At 56.8% G+C, this 17842-nt stretch carries 13 protein-coding genes; 2 read left to right on the forward strand and 11 right to left on the reverse strand.

Features of this window, described 5'->3' with window-relative positions; translation table 11 throughout:
- Positions 1-47: 47 nt before the first annotated feature.
- From PuT2_RS04750 to PuT2_RS04800, 11 genes are all read right to left on the reverse strand, one after another.
- Entirely contained in the window at positions 48-899 is an 852-nt protein-coding gene (locus PuT2_RS04750) for a universal stress protein (RefSeq protein ID WP_093969870.1), read from the reverse strand.
- A 10-nt stretch (positions 900-909) separates the two neighbouring features.
- Positions 910-2391, reverse strand: coding sequence for a SulP family inorganic anion transporter (locus PuT2_RS04755; protein WP_093969871.1), 1482 nt, complete (start codon positions 2389-2391; stop codon positions 910-912).
- Between the two features lie 235 nt (positions 2392-2626).
- Positions 2627-3535 (reverse strand): ion transporter, encoded by a 909-nt coding sequence (locus PuT2_RS04760; RefSeq protein WP_093969872.1) that lies wholly within the window; start codon positions 3533-3535, stop codon positions 2627-2629.
- A gap of 39 nt (positions 3536-3574) precedes the next feature.
- Entirely contained in the window at positions 3575-4054 is a 480-nt protein-coding gene (locus PuT2_RS04765) for a c-type cytochrome (RefSeq protein ID WP_093969873.1), read from the reverse strand.
- Positions 4041-6218 carry a DUF3141 domain-containing protein gene (locus PuT2_RS04770; protein WP_093969874.1) on the reverse strand — a complete coding sequence of 726 codons (2178 nt, stop codon included), beginning with the start codon at positions 6216-6218 and terminating at the stop codon, positions 4041-4043. Before PuT2_RS04770 ends, PuT2_RS04765 begins: the two co-directional genes overlap by 14 nt.
- 37 nt (positions 6219-6255) lie before the next feature.
- Complete coding sequence (locus PuT2_RS04775) at positions 6256-7380, reverse strand: ABC transporter permease (protein ID WP_093969875.1); 1125 nt, start codon at positions 7378-7380, stop codon at positions 6256-6258.
- A 48-nt stretch (positions 7381-7428) separates the two neighbouring features.
- Positions 7429-10266, reverse strand: a complete 2838-nt coding sequence (gene rbbA, locus PuT2_RS04780; RefSeq protein WP_093969876.1) for a ribosome-associated ATPase/putative transporter RbbA — start codon at positions 10264-10266, stop codon at positions 7429-7431.
- A 9-nt stretch (positions 10267-10275) separates the two neighbouring features.
- Positions 10276-11352 carry an HlyD family secretion protein gene (locus PuT2_RS04785; protein WP_093969877.1) on the reverse strand — a complete coding sequence of 359 codons (1077 nt, stop codon included), beginning with the start codon at positions 11350-11352 and terminating at the stop codon, positions 10276-10278.
- A 217-nt stretch (positions 11353-11569) separates the two neighbouring features.
- Entirely contained in the window at positions 11570-12115 is a 546-nt protein-coding gene (locus tag PuT2_RS04790; protein WP_093969878.1) for an acyloxyacyl hydrolase, read from the reverse strand.
- 137 nt (positions 12116-12252) lie between these two features.
- Complete coding sequence (locus tag PuT2_RS04795) at positions 12253-14328, reverse strand: bifunctional diguanylate cyclase/phosphodiesterase (protein WP_093969879.1); 2076 nt, start codon at positions 14326-14328, stop codon at positions 12253-12255.
- Positions 14329-14610: 282 nt separating this feature from the next.
- Entirely contained in the window at positions 14611-14808 is a 198-nt protein-coding gene (locus PuT2_RS04800) for a hypothetical protein (RefSeq protein ID WP_093969880.1), read from the reverse strand.
- Between the two features lie 88 nt (positions 14809-14896).
- Here PuT2_RS04800 and PuT2_RS04805 point away from each other — a divergent pair, with 88 nt between their 5' ends.
- Positions 14897-16798 carry an alkaline phosphatase D family protein gene (locus tag PuT2_RS04805; protein ID WP_093969881.1) on the forward strand — a complete coding sequence of 634 codons (1902 nt, stop codon included), beginning with the start codon at positions 14897-14899 and terminating at the stop codon, positions 16796-16798.
- A 116-nt stretch (positions 16799-16914) separates the two neighbouring features.
- On the forward strand, positions 16915-17796 hold the full coding sequence (locus PuT2_RS04810; protein ID WP_093970083.1) for a dienelactone hydrolase family protein: 882 nt from the start codon (positions 16915-16917) through the stop codon (positions 17794-17796).
- Positions 17797-17842: the final 46 nt, after the last annotated feature.

Below are 17842 nucleotides of genomic sequence, written 5' to 3' on the forward strand. Positions count from 1 at the left end.
GCAAGAGTTTTACGACCTGACAAAAAGTCCTGGTAGAACAACGGACGCTAGCGCAGCACCAACATAGACACCGGGCTGGTGCGCAGCAACGTAGACGTAGTGCTCCCCATAATCAGGTGACGAATGCGCGAATGGCCATAGGCGCCCATGACCAGCACATCGGCCTGACACTCGAGCACATAATCACGAATGACCTGCTCGGCCTCGCCTACCCGCACGACATCGCTCACCGCAAAGCCTTCGCTTTCGAGGCTTTCGTGGGCCTGGGCAAGACTTTCGCGCACCGAAGCGCTCGGATCGCCCGCTACCAGCAAATGGCAGTCGAGTCCTTTAAGCAACGGGCTGGCCGCCACCATTTGCACCATTTTCATGGCCGTATCGCTTCCATCGAAAGCAATCACAAAGCGCTCCGGCGCCTTGTATGCGCCATTGACGACCATCACCGGACGTTGCAGGCTGCGCACCACCCGCTCGGCATTCTGGTCGAGGTACCAACGCGATGACCCCGCCTGCTCGTGCTGCCCCATAACAACCAAACGGGTGTCAGGTTCGATGTCGAGCAAGGTTTCTGCCAACGCACCATGGCGCTGCACGGTATCCACGGCCGACACACCGCCCGCCTCGGCGCGCTGACGCGCCGCCTGCAAAATCTGGCGACCATGCTCTTGCGCAAGTTTGCTGCGCTCTTCGTCAAGTGCGCTCAGTTGCTCCAGCAGACTCTCGTGGCTATCAATGCCAATAGCACCGCTGTAATCACTAATACTGGCGCGCTCTGGGTGACGGTCGAGCACATGCAGGAACTCAAGCTTGACGTCCAGCAAGCGAGCGGCCCAGATGGCAAAATCGCAAACCACCGCTGCGCGGGTCGAATCATCAATACACGCGACAACTTTATTCATGGAATTCTCCTTAGTGCCCCATCAGGCGATCAATGGCGCCGGGTTTATCGTGAATGGCAAATTGGTCGACCAACGTCGCCGAAGCGGCATCCAAACCAATCACCTCGACCTCGGCCCCTTCGCGGCGAAACTTAAGGACCACAGCATCGAGAGCACCGACAGCGGTGATGTCCCAGAAACAGGCCCGACTGACATCAATACGCACACGTTCAATGGCCTCTTTAAAGTCGAACGACTGGCCAAAGGTGTCGGCAGACGCAAAAAACACCTGTCCAACCACCTGATAAACACGGATACGACCTTCGTTTTCGGCGCGGGATTCGACTCGTAGAACACGGCCCACTTTATGTGCAAAGAATATGCCGCTGAGCAAGACCCCGACAAAAACGCCTTTGGCCAGGTCGTGCGTTGCCACAACCACAGCAACGGTAGCCACCATCACGATACTGGACGTTTTCGGATGCGTAAACAGTTCGCGCAAAGACGACCACTTGAAGGTACCGATGGAGACCATGATCATCACGGCAACCAACGCCGCCATAGGAATCTGGCTGACCCATTCATCCAGAAACACCACCAGAATCAGCAGGACAACGCCCGCCACAAACGCCGACAGACGCCCGCGCCCGCCTGACTTTACGTTAATTACCGACTGACCGATCATGGCGCAACCGGCCATCCCGCCCATCAAGCCTGACGCAATATTGGCCAAGCCCTGACCCGTACACTCACGATTCTTGTTGCTGGGTGTATCAGTCAGCTCATCAACAATCGACGCCGTCATCATTGACTCAAGCAACCCGACAACAGCCAGCGTCGCTGCATACGGAAAAATGATCTGCAAGGTTTCCAACGTTAACGGCACATCGGGCAGTAGGAATACCGGCAGGCTATCAGGCAACTCGCCCATATCGCCCACCGTTCGAATATCGAAGCCGAAATACATTGACACCGCCGTCAGCAGCACGATGCACACCAAAGGCGACGGCACCGCCCGCGTCAACCGTGGGAAAAGATAAATAATGGCCAGACCAACCGCTACCATGGGGTAGACCATCCAGTTCACATTGATCAATTCCGGCAACTGCGCCATAAAAATCAGTATGGCCAACGCGTTCACAAAGCCCGTCACCACCGACTTCGACACAAAGCGCATAAGCGCCCCAAGCCGCAGCCACCCAGCAAAAATCTGTAACACGCCGGTCAATAGCGTGGCCGCCAACAGGTACTCCAGCCCGTGTGACTTGACCAACGTCACCATCACCAACGCCATCGCACCGGTTGCGGCAGAGATCATGCCCGGGCGACCACCGGCAAATGCGATAACCACCGCAATACAGAAAGAAGCATACAAACCCACCTTGGGGTCGACACCGGCAATAATAGAAAACGCAATGGCCTCGGGAATCAGCGCCAGCGCAACGACCAGCCCGGACAGCACATCACCACGAATGTTCGAGAACCATTCGTCTCGCATTCTTTCAAACGACATTAGAAACAACCTGAAAATAAGCAGCGCGCCGATGCGTAAACACGTCATGCGGTCGGCAAAGAAACCAAAAAGGGATTGCCCCCGCCAAAACCGGGGGCCTGAAGCAAAAAGAAGGGCGCCGTAAAAATACGGCGGGATCGTGCGTTACATGGGTAGACGACGTCGCTGGAGATTATGCAGAGCAAAAATTGTACACGACGCAGCCCTGGCGCCACCCGCGCGCGACCTCCCCGAACTAACGCAGCGCATCGTCGGTTTCGTAGTCGGGCAACGCATGACCGCAGCTTTTGCAAAACTTTGCGTCAGCATCGAGCCCGCTGGCCAGGCACTCGGGGCAGGTACGCGTATTAACGTGAGGCCAGAAACGCTGCGCGGTCAGTTCGGATGAAATGATGCCGGTGGGCACGGCCAGAATGCTCCAGCCAATAAGCATGGTAAACGACGTAATAGCGCGGCCCACATCGGTTTGCGGCGTGATGTCGCCAAACCCGACGGTTGTCAGGGTTGTAATGGCAAAGTAGATTGAAGTGGGAATGCTGCTGAAGGGTGTACCGGGGCCGCCCTCGATAACGTACAACAACGTCCCGTTCACGGTAACAACAATGGCCACCACCGACAAGAAAATGATGATTTTCCGGCGGCTGGCCAATAGCGCCTGACCCAACAGCGAATACTCGCGCACATAAGACGCCAGTTTCAAAAGCCGGAAAATGCGTAACAGCCGGAGCAGGCGCAGGTCGAACAAGGCGTGCAGTTCGGGCACGAAAACGGCGGCATAACTGGGCAAAATGGCCAGCAAGTCGACCACACCATAAAAGCTGCGCGCGTACCGCAACGGCTGTTTGACGCAAGCCAGGCGCGCCACATATTCGACCGTAAACAACGCTGTAAAAACCCACTCGATCGTTGTCAGCGCCCCGCCATACTTCAGCCGGACGGCTTCGATGCTGTCGAGCATGACCACGGCAACACTTAACAAAATCGCGGCAATCAGCAGGAAATCGAACCAACGCCCGAGGCGAGTATCAGCCTCGAAAATGACCACAAACAGCCGGTGACGAAACCCGTCTTCATAGCCCTCGAACTGCGGGGCCAGATGTGAGCGCGACGGTGCTTTTTCGGGGGCTGGGGTGTGTTTAGTCATGAGTGATGCAGCGGAACATGGTGGTCAAACAGCGCCCCTTTATTGCGGTTGCAGCGTCAGCTTGCGCTGAACGTCGAGCGCTTGCTTGGTCCAGTATGTTTTGATGTACGCCAGACTGGCACGGATTTCATCGTCGGACAAAACGCTGGCATAAGCAGGCATATCGCTTTCGTAGCCTGGCGGTGCCGTGACACCGGGCACCAGACCATTTTTGACAATATCAAATAAAACAGCGTCGGGGTGATGCCAGGTATGCCCTGAGATATCGTGCGGTGGTGCAGGCAAGCGGCCATTGGCCAGACGGGTGCGCCAATTGGGCTGGCCTTCGAGTTGTGTACCGTGACAGGCAGCGCATTGCGCATGGTAAACCCGTCGGCCCACCTCGACCATGGCGCCGTCAGACGGGTCGATGTAAGCAGCCGACGCAGGCTTGAACCATACGCCATAGGCCCATACGGCCGCCAGCACCAGTAAGGCAACGACAAGGGCGCCGCCCCCCAACTTTTTAAGCGACACCATCCGCTCCTTGAAGTTTGGTAGCCGCGACGCCGAACCGCTCGGCAATCACCTGCATACTTTCAGCCACATCATCTTGAACCTGGATAGCGGCCCTGATAAATGACTGGATAAACTCAAAAGCATTCTGCCGCTCGGCATGACCTACGCCCGCCAACAAGTCGGGCAAGGTGTCCAGCGCTTGCTGCTTGTCGATGAGCATCAGAAAACCTTGCTTACGCACCATACGTTTGAAATCTGGCAACGGCATGTCGGACAACGCATGCGTACTACGCAAGCGACGCGCCATATTGAAACTACGTTCATCGAAACTACCCACGTGACGACTGACGTAAATAATCGATCGCACAATGGCCTCGTTGACGCCACCCTCAGACATTTGCCTGCACAAGGACTCGACCTGTTCGCGCACCATGCGCCGATGCTCGGCCGAGGTACCCGGATGCGGCCGCGGGTGGGCATCACGCGCTACACCCTGGCCAAACACAGCTTGCATCCAGGGCGAACCATATACCTGCATAAAAGTTTGTTCTGTGGCCTGATCTCGCATATCGCGCCAGGCATCGAGGGTTGACTCAATAGCTTCGGATGCAGCCTCTTGCCACTGCCAAAACACGTTATCGGCAGACACAGGCTTGCGTTCTGCGCGCACCCTTTCGGCTTGACGCGCGACATCCCGCGCCCAAGGGTTGTCGTCGGAGGACATTTCGTAGGAGACCCGCAAAGGGTGGCGTGCGGCCAGCGCACCAGCGCGCGCCGGCGTCGCCCAGGCCTTGACCCAGGGCTGCACAAAGCTGCGATACAAGCCCAGGTTCAGTCGCGACACGTTATCGACCGCCGCAAATTTCCAGTCATCTTCGGGTTTGTTGTCGACGATGCGGCGAACATCATCAAGACGGCGGCGCTGAAACGACAACACATAATCGCCAAAAGCAAGGTCGGGGTTCAGCGTGGTGTCGTCTTTGTCATGAATGACCGCTTCGTAAATGCCCGACGGCAAGATGTCGATGAGGTCGACATTGGCGGCAAACTCTTGATGCTCTTTGGCGGCTACCTTACCCGATACAAAAATACCCAAATGCCCAATGCTGTCATGCACGGCATAGACAATGGTCTGGTTGTGTGCGTAAATTTCTTCGTCGGCCTGATACAGGTCGGGAATCCAACCCAACGCTTGCGGTGGCGGCGTTATGTTGTCGCCTCGGGAACAAAACACCACAATCGGCGAGCGAATATTGCGTAAATCAACCCGCACCCCTTCGTCGGTCACGATGCCGGCCGTCGCCAGCCGGTTGCCCACGAACAAGTTGTCGACAATAAACTGGATCTCTTCCTCGGTTAGATAAACGTAACCGCCCCAGTACTTTTCAAAGCCAAGGTAACGATCGACTTCGGTATCGATATTGGCATACAAATGATGCTGCTTCGTCCACAACGTATTGGCCGGGTTCAGGTTCTCGAAGTTTTGCACCAGCCAGGCCCCGTCGAACCTGCCTGCACCCAAATCACTTGTTAAGGCAGCCGGCCACGTGCCGCCCAGCATGCCGCCGGTGTAGCGCATTGGGTTTTTCCCGCGCCAACCCGCCCAGTAAGACACGGGTGCGCCAGCCACAATAATGGGACCAAAAAGCTCGGGGTACAGCGCTGCGGTCATGAGTATCTGCCAGCCTGCCTGACAATTGCCAATAACCACTGGCTTGCCCTCGGCCTCGGGTTGCAACTCGATAACTTTGCGTAAAAAAGCTGCTTCGGCGCGCACCACATCGAACACGGTTTGACCCGGCACCGGATCGGGTAAAAAACCAATGAAGTAGCACGGATGCCCGGCCCGCATGGCCACGCCAATTTCGCTTTCGGCCTTGAAACCCCCAATGCCCGGGCCATGCCCGGCGCGTGGGTCGACCACCACGAACGGCCTTTTCTTGGGATCAATGACCATGCCGGGCTCGGGCAAAATGCGGCACAAGCCATAATTGACCGGGTCGGGCAAGTCTCGCCCGTTCATCACGAATTCGAAAGGTACGCTCAGCACATGCGGTGTTTTCTCTTGCATGTGCGCGCGATACTGGTTGCCGCGCCGGCGCATGACGTCGGCGTATAACACCGAGCGCTGCCAGGCGTCGGTAAAGTAGTCGGTGGCTTGCTGGAACAGGTCGTTGGCTAACATATGAACGGATCTCCGGCCTTGTGGGCGAGTGGTGATGTCATGCCATCTGGCTTAGGGTACGCCGGAATCGGCCCAGGGCAATGACAAAGAACAGTGTACCAATGACGGCGAGCGCCAAGAATTGCGGCCAAACGACCTCGAGCCCGGCACCACGAAACAGAATGGCCTGACCCAACTGCACAAAATGAGTGGTGGGCGCGGCCAACATGACGTCTTGAACCAATACCGGCATGCTTTCGCGCGGCGTCGTCCCGCCCGACAGCATTTCGAGCGGCAACAACACCAGGACAAACAACAGGCCAAACTGCGGCATGCTGCGGGCCAATGTCGCCATAAAAATACCCATCGACGTCATGGCAAAGAGGTGCAATGCCGAACCCGCCAAAAACAGGCCAACCGAGCCGCCAATCGGCACCCGCAGCGCCCCTTGCACCACGAACACCAGCGACAGCGCCGACGCCACCAGCACAACCAAGCCCATAGACCATATTTTGGACAGCATAATCTGCGCGGGTGTCACCGGCATGACAAGCAAGTGCTCAATAGTGCCGTGTTCGCGCTCTCGTATGAGCGCCGCACCTGTCAGAATAATTGACAACATCGTAATAATGTTGATGATCTCGTTCAGAGCGCCAAACCATGCCCGCTCCAGCGTGGGGTTGAACCGCATGCGCAAGGCCAGCTCAACAGGCAACGCCGATACGGTGCGATAACGCTGAACGAATGCATTGACCTCATCAGACAGAATTTGCTGGATATACCCGCTGCCGGCAAACGCCTGTGACATGCGGGTCGCGTCGACATTCAGCTGCACCACCGGCTGACGTCCGGCCAAAACATCGCGTTGGAAATCGGGCGGAATATTCAACACAAAGGTATAGCGGCCCGCGTCAAGCCCCGGATCAACTTCATTGATATCAATCCGCTGGGGCGTAGCAAACTGCGGGGGGTAAAACGCAGCAAAGAGCCGCCCCGACAACGGCGACTGGTCTTCATCGACAATGGCAATAGGCGCATTGTGCAAGGTGTCGGGCATGGCCGTAGCGGCGGTGTAAATAGAAAAAGTAAACGTATAAACGATCAGAATCAACATGACCGGGTCTCGCCAAAGACTCCACAACTCTTTAACGCCCAACCGATAGATGGTCTTGATGCCGCTCATGCCTGGGACCTTTTACAGGCGAATAGCCCCGAATCGTGGTGCCCCATGTCAACGTTCCTGCTTGCGCAACAAAGCGATAGCCAGCAACAGAATAACCGGTACCGACAACGCCAATGGCCATAAGGCATGCCACACGTCGCCCAGCCCGAGCCCCTTGCTAAAAATTCCCCGACTGACCAATAGAAAATGAGTGGCCGGGTAGATCTGCCCAATCAGGGCACCGGGCCCCTCGAGTGAAGACACTGGGTTCAGCAACCCGGAAAACTGAATGGCAGGCAAAATGGTGCCGATCATGGTCAGAAACATGGCGGCGATTTGCGACCGCGTAAAGCTGGAGGCAAACAACCCGAATCCGGTTGCAAACGTGACATACACCAGCGCCGCCAGGGCCAGCACCCAGAAACTACCGGTTACTGGCACGTTAAACAGGGTGACTGCCAACGCTGCCATAAGCAAAAAATTAAACATCCCCAAAACAATGTACGGCAGTTGCTTCCCTAGAAGAAACTCACTGCGCCGAACGGGCGTGACATAAAAATTAATCATCGAGCCCAGCTCTTTTTCACGTACTACGGCCAATGCCGTCAGCATGGCCGGGATCATCAACAGCAAGAGCGGAATAATGGCCGGCACCATGGCCGGCAAGCTTTTAACATCGGGGTTGTAACGAAAGCGGGTTTCGATGGAAAACGGTGTCAAGGCCGCAGCGCTTTGTCCCATTTGCTGACGGGCCTGCTCAACCAACCACCCCTGATGCAACCCCTGGACATAGCCGCGTACCGTTTCCGCCCGTTGAGGGTTGGCGCCATCAACCCAGGCACCAATATCCACCATCTGACCGCGCTTCAGGTCCCGTGCAAAGCCGGCGGGAATTTCAACAGCCAGCGCCAACTCACCACTGCGCATGCGACGGTCAAGGTCGTCATAATCGGTGATAGATGGCCGCTCAATAAAATAGCGCGACCCGGCCATATTCAGGTGATAGTCACGGCTTAATGTCGTCTGATCGCGGTCAAGCACCGCAAAGGTCAGGTCTTCGACATCCATACTGATGCCATAACCCATGATCAGCATCAGTATCAACGTACCCGCCAGCGCCAATAGCCGCCGCACGGGGTCACGCTGCAATTGCAATGACTCGAGGTGCGCATACGTGAGCAGGCGCGACATACTGAAGCCCGGTGCCCGGGCTTTGTCTAGCGACTGCGGCGGCTGATTTGCCGCGGCGCTGCCAATAGTGACCTGAGTGGCCGAGTCCGTCCCAGTCAAAGGCACAGCAGACTTCTTAAACGAAGGCTCATCGCACGTTGCGGGCATAACAGACGGCTCAGGCACCGGCTTCGTTGCTGCCGCTTCGGCCCGAACCGCAGCTTCAAGGTAATGAATAAACGCCCCTTCCAGAGACGCCGTGCCGCTGCTTTCAACTAGCGCTGCCGGAGTGTCGCTGACCAGCACTTTCCCGGCATGCATGAACGAAATACGATCGCAACGCACCGCCTCATTCATGAAGTGTGTCGAAATAAATAATGTGACGCCGTCGTCCCTGGCCAGGTCGATCATGAGTTGCCAGAACATGTCGCGGGCGATGGGATCGACGCCCGAAGTGGGCTCGTCAAGAATCAGCAATTCGGGGCCATGCACCACTGCAACGGCCAACGACAAGCGCTGACGCACCCCCAGGGGCAACGACGTCGGCAATGCATGCAGCACATCGTTAAGCCCGAATCGGTCGGCCATGGCCTGCATACGGCCGGGTATTTCGGCCTCGGGAACACTGAACAAGCGCGCATGCAGCACCAGGTTCTGGGCAACCGTCAGTTCGCTGTATAGCGAAAACGACTGCGACATATACCCCACCCGACGACGGGTAGCGACATCGTGAGAGTCGATTTCACGCCCAAACAACCAGGCCTGACCTTCGGTGGCAGGCAACAACCCCGTCAGCATTTTCATGGTGGTCGACTTGCCGCAGCCATTTGACCCCAGAAACCCGAAAATCTCACCCCGGCGAATACTGAAACTGACATGATCAACCGCAACGAAGTCGCCAAATTTCATGGTCAGATCACGCGCTTCGATGGCAACCTCGGCCGCCATACCCTGCGCGGGTGGTCGCAATACAACAGGGGCATAACCGCGACGGCGATCGTCGGGCAGCAACGCAACAAATGCAGCCTCAAGCGCATCGGTCGACGTCATTTTTTTGACCTCGGCCGGCGTACCCGTTGCCAGGATAGCTCCAGCATCCATCGCCACCAGCCAATCAAAACGCTCGGCCTCTTCCATATAGGCCGTCGCTACAACTACACTCATGCCGGGGCGATCGCGACGAATGCGGTCGATCAAGTCCCAAAATTGGCGTCGCGCCAACGGGTCTACGCCGGTAGTGGGTTCGTCAAGAATCAGTAAGTCGGGATCGTGGATCAGGGCACAGCACAACCCTAACTTTTGCTTCATGCCGCCCGACAACTTGCCGGCTGGGCGCGTCAAGAACGGAAACAGCCCCGTGTCGCGCGTGAGCGCATCGATACGGCGACGACGCTCGGCCGCGTCGTGGCCAAAAAGACGACCAAAGCATTGCAGATTTTCTTCGACCGACAAAGTGGGATACAGATTTTTGCCCAAGCCTTGCGGCATATAAGCAATGCGCGGACACACCTGATCGCGATGGGCGGATTCGGCCATACTGCCGCCCAATACAAACACGTTACCGACCTGAACACGACGGGCACCAGCCAAAAGAGCCAGCAAGCTGGACTTACCCACGCCGTCTGGGCCGATCAGCCCCACCATTTTGCCAGCGGGGATATCGAGCCGAATATTGTCCAGCGCCGCCACCTTGCCGTAATACAAAGAGACAGCGTCAAGGCGGGCCACCATTGTCATGACCTAACCCTACTGAACGTTAACCGTCAGCGCCTGAGGCCACGAGGCCTGATCATCTATCTTGAGCCATGCAACACCCGGCAGCCCCGTCTTGACCTGTTCGAGATGACGACGCAACAGGTCGGGGTCGATCTGGGCCTTGACCCGGAACATCAGCTTTTGGCGCTCACTGGCCGTCTCCACCGTTTTCGGAGTGAACTGCGCCACACTGGACACATAAGACACTTTGGCCGGAATGACATAGCCGGGAGCCGCATCGAGCACCAGACGAACATCGGCACCCAACGCCACGCGACCCGCAACGGTTTCGGGCAGAAAAAACGTCATGTAAACATCGGCAAGGTCAACAAGGTTGAGCACTTTGCCCCCGGCCGCCAACACTTCGCCGGGCTGGGCAATGCGGTACTGAACGCGACCATCGCGAGGCGCTTTCAAGACCGTATCATCGATATCGGCCTGGATGCGTTCAATAGTGGCTTGCGCCGCGGCAACCGACGAACCCGAGCTGATGACCTGAGACTGCGCCGCATGCACCGCCGCTTGGGCCGCCGCGACCTGAGCTCGCGCGGCTTCGAGAACGGCCTGCGCGCCCACAACGGCGGCGCGATGTTCGTCGAGAGTTTGACGCGACGTGGCGCCACCGGCCACCAATTGTTCGGTACGCGCCAAGCTTTGTCTGGCAAGGCGAAGCTCGCTTTCGCGTTGGGCCACTAGCGCCAGTGCTGCCGTGCGGTCGCTTTCGCGAGCAGCCACCTGGGCCTGCGCCGTTTGAACATTATTGACGGCCTGATCGTAGATGGCTTGCGCTTCGGCACGTTGAGCCAACAGCGTATCGGTTTGCATGTGGGCCAACGCATCCCCCGCCCGCACAAAACTGCCTTCGTTCACTAAAATATCGACCACGCGGCCAGGCTGCCGGGTGGCAACGTCGACCTCAGTGGCCTCGATCCGGCCATTGCCACTAACAAATGACTCGCCATAGCCCGCTGCTTGAAGGGATCGCCAATAATACGCGCCAGCGCCTGCTACGAGCAGAGCGGCCATCACCCACGCCCACAATTTGTTGTGCAAACCTCGAAGCGCCATATACGTTTCCCCATGTGTTAGCGCGTAGTATGGCGCAAGGTGCGCAGACAAAACAATCGATCAAATCACCCCGATGTGATGCACGTCAAACAACACAACATTGGGTGCCTGCCGCAGCTATGCAAAGGTAGCAAATGTCTGCTGTCGAAGACCATATAAAAACCCCCGGAGCGTGCCCGGGGGTTTATTGACTGGCTAAGCGCAGCATTAAAACAGCTTAAAACTGATGGCTTAACAATACCTGGAAGACATCTAGGCCGGGATTGGGACGTTTAATGCCTGCGTTTGAGAAGTGCGAGTAGCGCAGCCCCAGGCGTGTGTCATCGCCCAAATAAGCGCCAAACCCAAGGTGTTCGCCAAATTGGAACTTGGTTGACATGTCTTTATCGGCAAAACGGCTGCGCGAAAATACGTTGGCGCTTAAGCCAGCTTCGAAGTAAAACGCATTGTTGACGCTCCAACGCACAAACGGCGCGGCGCCCAACTGCCACATGCTTGAAGGCTCGCGTGAACCACTGGCGCGCCATAAAGAGCCACTTACTTCGGCCAACAGATCTAGACGACTATTATTGCCTTCGAACTGATAGGTATAAAACGAGGGAGACTCCCAGGCCATTTCGTACCGCTGATAATGATTGCCCGCACCAGCACGCACGCTAATACCATTACCCGACATTGGCTCGGCCAACGCTGGCGAACACAATACAGAAGCAGCAACCCCGGCCAGCAGGGCTTTTGCACCACGGCGCACAAATTTACGCATGAGCTATCCTTGAAAGCATAAATAAAAACGGAAAACCGGCGGGAGCACGGCCACAAATTTCAGCGGTCAATCGTAGCATGCACAACAAGAAAAAACGGGGTGTAAGTAGAGGTTACACACCTGTTTCCGGGCTTACCCTAAGCGTACATGTCGGAAAAATCCGACGGTTTCATTACCCGATCAAGGAGCGCATCGGGGGCCATGGGCCGCCCAAGCAAGTAGCCCTGAAGATAATCACACCCTAACTGCGACAAAACCTCGAACTGGGTTTGAGTTTCGACCCCTTCGGCTACTACTTCGAGCCCCAGGGTTTGAGCCAAGGCCGCAACCGCCCCCACAATGGCGCGGTCTTCGGTTTCAGGGGCCAGGTCGCGCACAAACCCTCGGTCGATTTTAAGTTCATCAACAGGCAAACGCTTTAAGTACAACAAGCTGGAATAGCCCGTGCCGAAATCGTCGATCGCAATTCGAACGCCCAAATCGCACAAGCGCTGCAAAATCACAATACTGGATTCGGTATCGTGCATAGCCGTAGACTCGGTGATCTCGAGGGTGAGCGACTGCGGCTTGAGCCCGTAACGATTCAACAAGGTACGAACCGTTGTGACCAGTCCACTGTGACGAAACTGCATGGGGGACAAGTTGACCGCCACCGCAGCCTCGAGCCATCCATCGTCCTGCCATTGGCGCACTTGACGGCAGGCGCGGTCGAGCACCCATTCGCCAATCGGCACAATCAGGCCAGTGCGTTCGGCCAACGGAATGAAACGGTCAGGGGCCACCTGGCCGTGTTCATCGTGCCACCAGCGCAGCAAGGCCTCTGCCCCGGATATTTTTCCAGACGCCACATGAAACTTGGGCTGATAAGCCAGGCTAAGTTCGTTGTTCTCAAGGGCTTTTCGAAAGTCTTGCAACAGGCTGAGCTGCTGCTGCACATTGGCATGCATGGACGTTTCGAAGAAGCTGTAGGTATTACGCCCGGCGTTCTTGGCATGATGGCGCGCAGCATCAGCCTGGGCGAGCAGGTCGTGACGCTCATTGCCGTCATCGGGGCACAAGGTAATACCCACGCTGGCTGATACATGAATTTCTTGGCCGGCCACATGAAACGGCTTTTTAATGAAAGACAGCACCTTGTGCGCCTGAGTGGCAGCATCGGCGGGCTCGACGATATCCATCAGCAAAACGAACTCGTCGCCGGCCAGGCGGGCCAAAGTGTCTTGGCCCCGAATGTGCGACTGCACCCGGCGCGCGACCTCAAGCAGTAAACGGTCGCCCACATGATGGCCATAAGCGTCATTCACCACCCTGAAACCATCCAGGTCCATCATGAGCAGGGCAAAGCGCCCGCCGTCGCGCCGCACGTTGACTAGCGCACGGTCTATTCGATCTTCGAGCAAGGTGCGGTTGGGCAAGCCGGTAAGGCTGTCGTGTAGCGCCAGATACTTAAGTTCGCGCGTGGCCTGGCTAAGGGAGTGCGTTTGAGACTGCGCGCGCATGTCGAACAAAGACACGAGCAAGGCCCCGCCCAACACGACGATCGTGATGACAATTGTCATGCCGGCCAGACCTTGAGCATTGAAGTCCGACATCCCTGCGGCAGACTGGGCATGCGCAGGAAACTGCGCCGCAGCCATGCCCACATAGTGCATACCTGCAATAGCCATACCCATGATCGCGGACGCTCCAACACGTTGCAGCCAGACATGCCGACCTTCAGCGCGCAGCTTGAACGCAGCCCACAACGCGGCGACTGAAGCGCCATAGGCAATCAGCAATGAGGTAACAAACCAGCCCATGTGGTACTGAATGGCCGGGCTCATGTGCATGGCCGCCATGCCCAGGTAGTGCATGCCAGCAATGCCCGCCGCCAAGAACAGCCCCCCAACCAGCAAGCGCAGCAGCGGTAGCGAGGGACGGCAGACAATCCAGAGCGCAAGACCCGACGCCACAATGGCCAACAGTAACGACACGGCTGTAAGTACAGGGTCGTACCCCACCGGAATAGGCAAACTGCACGCCAGCATACCCACAAAATGCATGGCCCAAATGCCCAGACCCATGGCCAATGCGCCACCCATCAGCCAGCCCCCCGCCTGCGCGCCACGCGCAGAGGCGACCCGCGCGGCCATGTCGAGCGCGGTGTAAGCCGCCAGCACGGCAACAAACAGCGACCAGAGCACTAATGAAAAGTTATAGCTACTTACGAGCATGGGACCTGCGCTTGGGTAGATGCCCCGCATAAGTGCAGAGGCAAATAACTTGTTTACGGAATGAACCGCAAAAACTTAAGACAAAATCGGTTGCCCGTTACAATATTCTGATGGGCCTTTACAAGATACGCACCAAGACAGCGTTAAAAGTCAGATCAAATGCATTACGCCCCAAAACAGGCGGTTTAACCTGTTTTGGGGCGTAAAAGTTTGGTGTTACCTGCGCCAGAAGCCTACAAGCCAGGCAACGCCTTTACGTACAACGCAGCTGCCAAATAGCGCTTAAGCAACCGCGTGCAAGCGCGTACCCACAGCACCCGACGTCGCCAGCTTGGGCTCGAGCGGCGCCATAAGTTGTTGCATGACCTGCGCCTGCGATTCCAGGGTTTTACGCAACAGCAGCATCTGTTGATTTTGCTGGACTGTAGCGCCTTCAAGCGCCAATGCGGTATTCACAACGGCTTCAACAGACAGATCCATAACCGGTATCCTTTAATGGTATTTGGAACTCATTGTAGGTAAAACAGCCTATAAGGTAAAGGCATAACACCGCAAACACACAATACTCATGAGCATTTCCACCCAACAGGTACTGGCAGGCCCGATCTTACGGCGTCTGGAGAAGCAACGCATTGTTTTCTGGATGGCCACCCTGTCATCGTGCCAGCTACGCCTGCAACTGCACGACGCCCAAAAACAGACGCTAACCCTCGACCTACAACGCCAACAGCACGAAGTGCAGGTAGGCACCCATTGCTTCATACAGCTGCTGGATATTGAACTCGATACGCCACTTCCAGAAGACGAATTCATTGCCTACGACATTGAATGGCGCAGGGCCGAAGATGATGGCTGGCACAGCACCGCCGCTGAAGACCCAGAGCTTTGTATGCCGGGGGAGCCTTTGCCGAAATTTGTGCTGCGCAGCCGACTGGACCGCATTTTGCACGGGTCGTGCCGCAAGCCGCATCACCCCGTAGACGATGGGCTTCTGGCGGCCGAAAACTGGCTAAGCGAACGCAACGACACGCCGCAGCGCTGGCCCGCCGCGCTCATGATGACCGGCGACCAGGTGTATGTAGACGACGTTGCCGGCCCGATGTTGACTGCCATCCATCAGCTCATAGAAACACTGGGGCTTTTTGACGAAACCATTGAAGGCGCGCTGGTTTCTGATAGCAAAGCTTTGTTTGCCAGCCAGTACAACTATTACCACCGCAACGACCTGCTCCCCGACGTACGCAGCAACGAGCCGCTTCAAAAACGCTTTTTTGAAGGCGCAAGAAAGCCGGTGTTTACCACCAGCAACGCTGATAACCACTTGGTCACCCTGGCTGAAGTTATTGCCATGTATTTGCTGGTGTGGTCGCCTGAAACCTGGAAACCGTTGGCGCATGGCGCACCCGAAACGCTGACGCCAGAAGAAGCCGAACGCTACCAACGTGAACGCGAACCGCTGGTCAGGTTCGTAGCGGGGCTGCCCAAAGTCAGGCGTCTGTTGGCGCACGTCCCTACGCTCATGATCTTTGACGATCACGACATTACCGATGACTGGAACCTGACTGCCGACTGGGAACAAACGGCTTACGGGCACCCATTTTCAAAGCGCATTATTGGCAATGCCCTGATCGGCTACTTGCTATGTCAGGGCTGGGGCAACAACCCCGACGCCTTCGAGGGCCTGACGCTAAAGCGCGTCAAACAATGGTCTGCAACACCCGAAGCCGCGCAACAAGATGCGCTGATCGACCATCTTTTGCACTTGCATCGCTGGGACTACACCTTGCCCACTAGCCCCAAGCTTGTCGTGATGGACACTCGCACGCGACGCTGGCGCTCGGAACGCGACCTGCGCCGGCCTTCGGGCTTAATGGGTTGGGAGGCATTGTCAGAGCTGCAAAACGAACTGCTTCACCACGACGCCGTCGTGATGGTATCGCCGGCCCCCGTATTTGGCGTCAAGCTGATCGAAGTCATACAAAAAGTATTCACCTGGATTCGCAAGCCCTTGCTGGTCGACGCCGAAAACTGGATGGCCCATCGGGGCACCGCGAACGCGATTCTGAATATTTTCGGACACACCCGCACACCCGCCAACTTTGTAATTTTGTCGGGTGACGTGCACTATTCATTCGTATATGGCGTAAAGCTTCGTTCACAAAGCGGCGAACCCCATTTGTGGCAAGTGACCAGCAGCGGCATCAAGAACGAGTTCCCGCGCAAGCTACTGGACACCCTCGATCGCCTGAGCCGCTGGCTGTATTCGCCCAGATCGCCATTGAACTGGTTTACCAAACGCCGCCGCATGAAGGTTTCGCCCTTCAAGCCCAAGACAGCATCGCACGGTGAGCGCTTGCTCAACCAGGCCGGTATTGGTTATGTCCGCTTCGACGACGCAGGTCGCCCGACCAAAGTGGTTCAGATCAGCCACGACAAGCGCACACCGTTTTGCCTTGACCCCAGCGATTGAGCGGCGCAGGCGACATTGATGTTGTCACGCTTTTTAACGGGGTAAAGCTTACAAACACCTTTATTATTCAAAGCTGTTTGACGTGCTTCATAGACCCTTTCCTAGCGGAGATTTGCATGAACCGTATCCCAGACGCCGACCTAAACAGCCTGTTGCCGCCGCTGACGCTCAACCGTCGCGGTTTTATCGCCACCGCTCTGGCCACAGGCTTTACCTTGGCCGCCGGCCCGATTATGGCCAACACCGCCATTTCCACCGACACCAACGGCCTGACAGCAGGCGAAATCAGCATTCCCGTCAGTGACGGCAACATGCCCGCTTACCGTGCGATGCCGGCCAATGCACAAAATGCTCCAGTCATTCTGGTGATCCAGGAAATTTTCGGGGTTCACGAATACATCAAAGATGTTTGCCGCAGGCTGGCCAAAGCGGGCTACATGGCCATTGCGCCAGAACTGTACGCCCGCCAGGGCGATCCCTCAACGTACACCGAAGTCCCCAAACTGTTTGCCGAAATTGTCAGCAGAGTCCCTGATGCCCAGGTGATGAGCGACCTCGACGCCACAACGGCGTGGGCCGGTAAAAACGGCGGGAACACACAAGCGCTAGGCATTACCGGCTTTTGCTGGGGTGGCCGTATTGTGTGGCTGTACAGCGCACACAACCCATCAGTTAAAGCCGGCGTAGCTTGGTATGGTCGCCTGGTAGGTGACAAAACCGACCTGACGCCCAGCCACCCCACCGACGTGGCGGCCAAACTTAACGGCCCGGTGCTTGGGTTATACGGTGGTGCAGATGCCGGTATTCCACTGGACACCGTAGAAGCCATGAAAGCCGCCCTTGCCCAGGGCGACGCCGCAGCTAAAGCGTCGAAATTTATTGTGTACCCGGATGCCCCGCACGCGTTTCATGCCGACTACCGCCCCAGCTACCGCGAGGCTCCTGCCAAAGATGGCTGGCAACAGGCCCTGGCCTGGCTCGATCAACGGCTTAAATAACCGCTGCACCAGAAGCACGCTACTCGCCCACCCATCGCCGCAGCAC

Source organism: Pusillimonas sp. T2 (assembly GCF_002236805.1).
GTDB lineage: Bacteria > Pseudomonadota > Gammaproteobacteria > Burkholderiales > Burkholderiaceae_B > Neopusillimonas.

Bases quoted from the DNA above. Each gene is read 5' to 3' on its own strand.
- PuT2_RS04750 (WP_093969870.1), bottom strand. From the start codon at position 899: ATGAATAAAGTTGTCGCGTGTATTGATGATTCGACCCGCGCAGCGGTG.
- PuT2_RS04755 (WP_093969871.1), bottom strand. From the start codon at position 2,391: ATGTCGTTTGAAAGAATGCGAGACGAATGGTTCTCGAACATTCGTGGT.
- PuT2_RS04760 (WP_093969872.1), bottom strand. From the start codon at position 3,535: ATGACTAAACACACCCCAGCCCCCGAAAAAGCACCGTCGCGCTCACAT.
- PuT2_RS04765 (WP_093969873.1), bottom strand. From the start codon at position 4,054: ATGGTGTCGCTTAAAAAGTTGGGGGGCGGCGCCCTTGTCGTTGCCTTA.
- PuT2_RS04770 (WP_093969874.1), bottom strand. From the start codon at position 6,218: ATGTTAGCCAACGACCTGTTCCAGCAAGCCACCGACTACTTTACCGAC.
- PuT2_RS04775 (WP_093969875.1), bottom strand. From the start codon at position 7,380: ATGAGCGGCATCAAGACCATCTATCGGTTGGGCGTTAAAGAGTTGTGG.
- rbbA (WP_093969876.1), bottom strand. From the start codon at position 10,266: ATGACAATGGTGGCCCGCCTTGACGCTGTCTCTTTGTATTACGGCAAG.
- PuT2_RS04785 (WP_093969877.1), bottom strand. From the start codon at position 11,352: ATGGCGCTTCGAGGTTTGCACAACAAATTGTGGGCGTGGGTGATGGCC.
- PuT2_RS04790 (WP_093969878.1), bottom strand. From the start codon at position 12,115: ATGCGTAAATTTGTGCGCCGTGGTGCAAAAGCCCTGCTGGCCGGGGTT.
- PuT2_RS04795 (WP_093969879.1), bottom strand. From the start codon at position 14,328: ATGCTCGTAAGTAGCTATAACTTTTCATTAGTGCTCTGGTCGCTGTTT.
- PuT2_RS04800 (WP_093969880.1), bottom strand. From the start codon at position 14,808: ATGGATCTGTCTGTTGAAGCCGTTGTGAATACCGCATTGGCGCTTGAA.
- PuT2_RS04805 (WP_093969881.1), top strand. From the start codon at position 14,897: ATGAGCATTTCCACCCAACAGGTACTGGCAGGCCCGATCTTACGGCGT.
- PuT2_RS04810 (WP_093970083.1), top strand. From the start codon at position 16,915: ATGAACCGTATCCCAGACGCCGACCTAAACAGCCTGTTGCCGCCGCTG.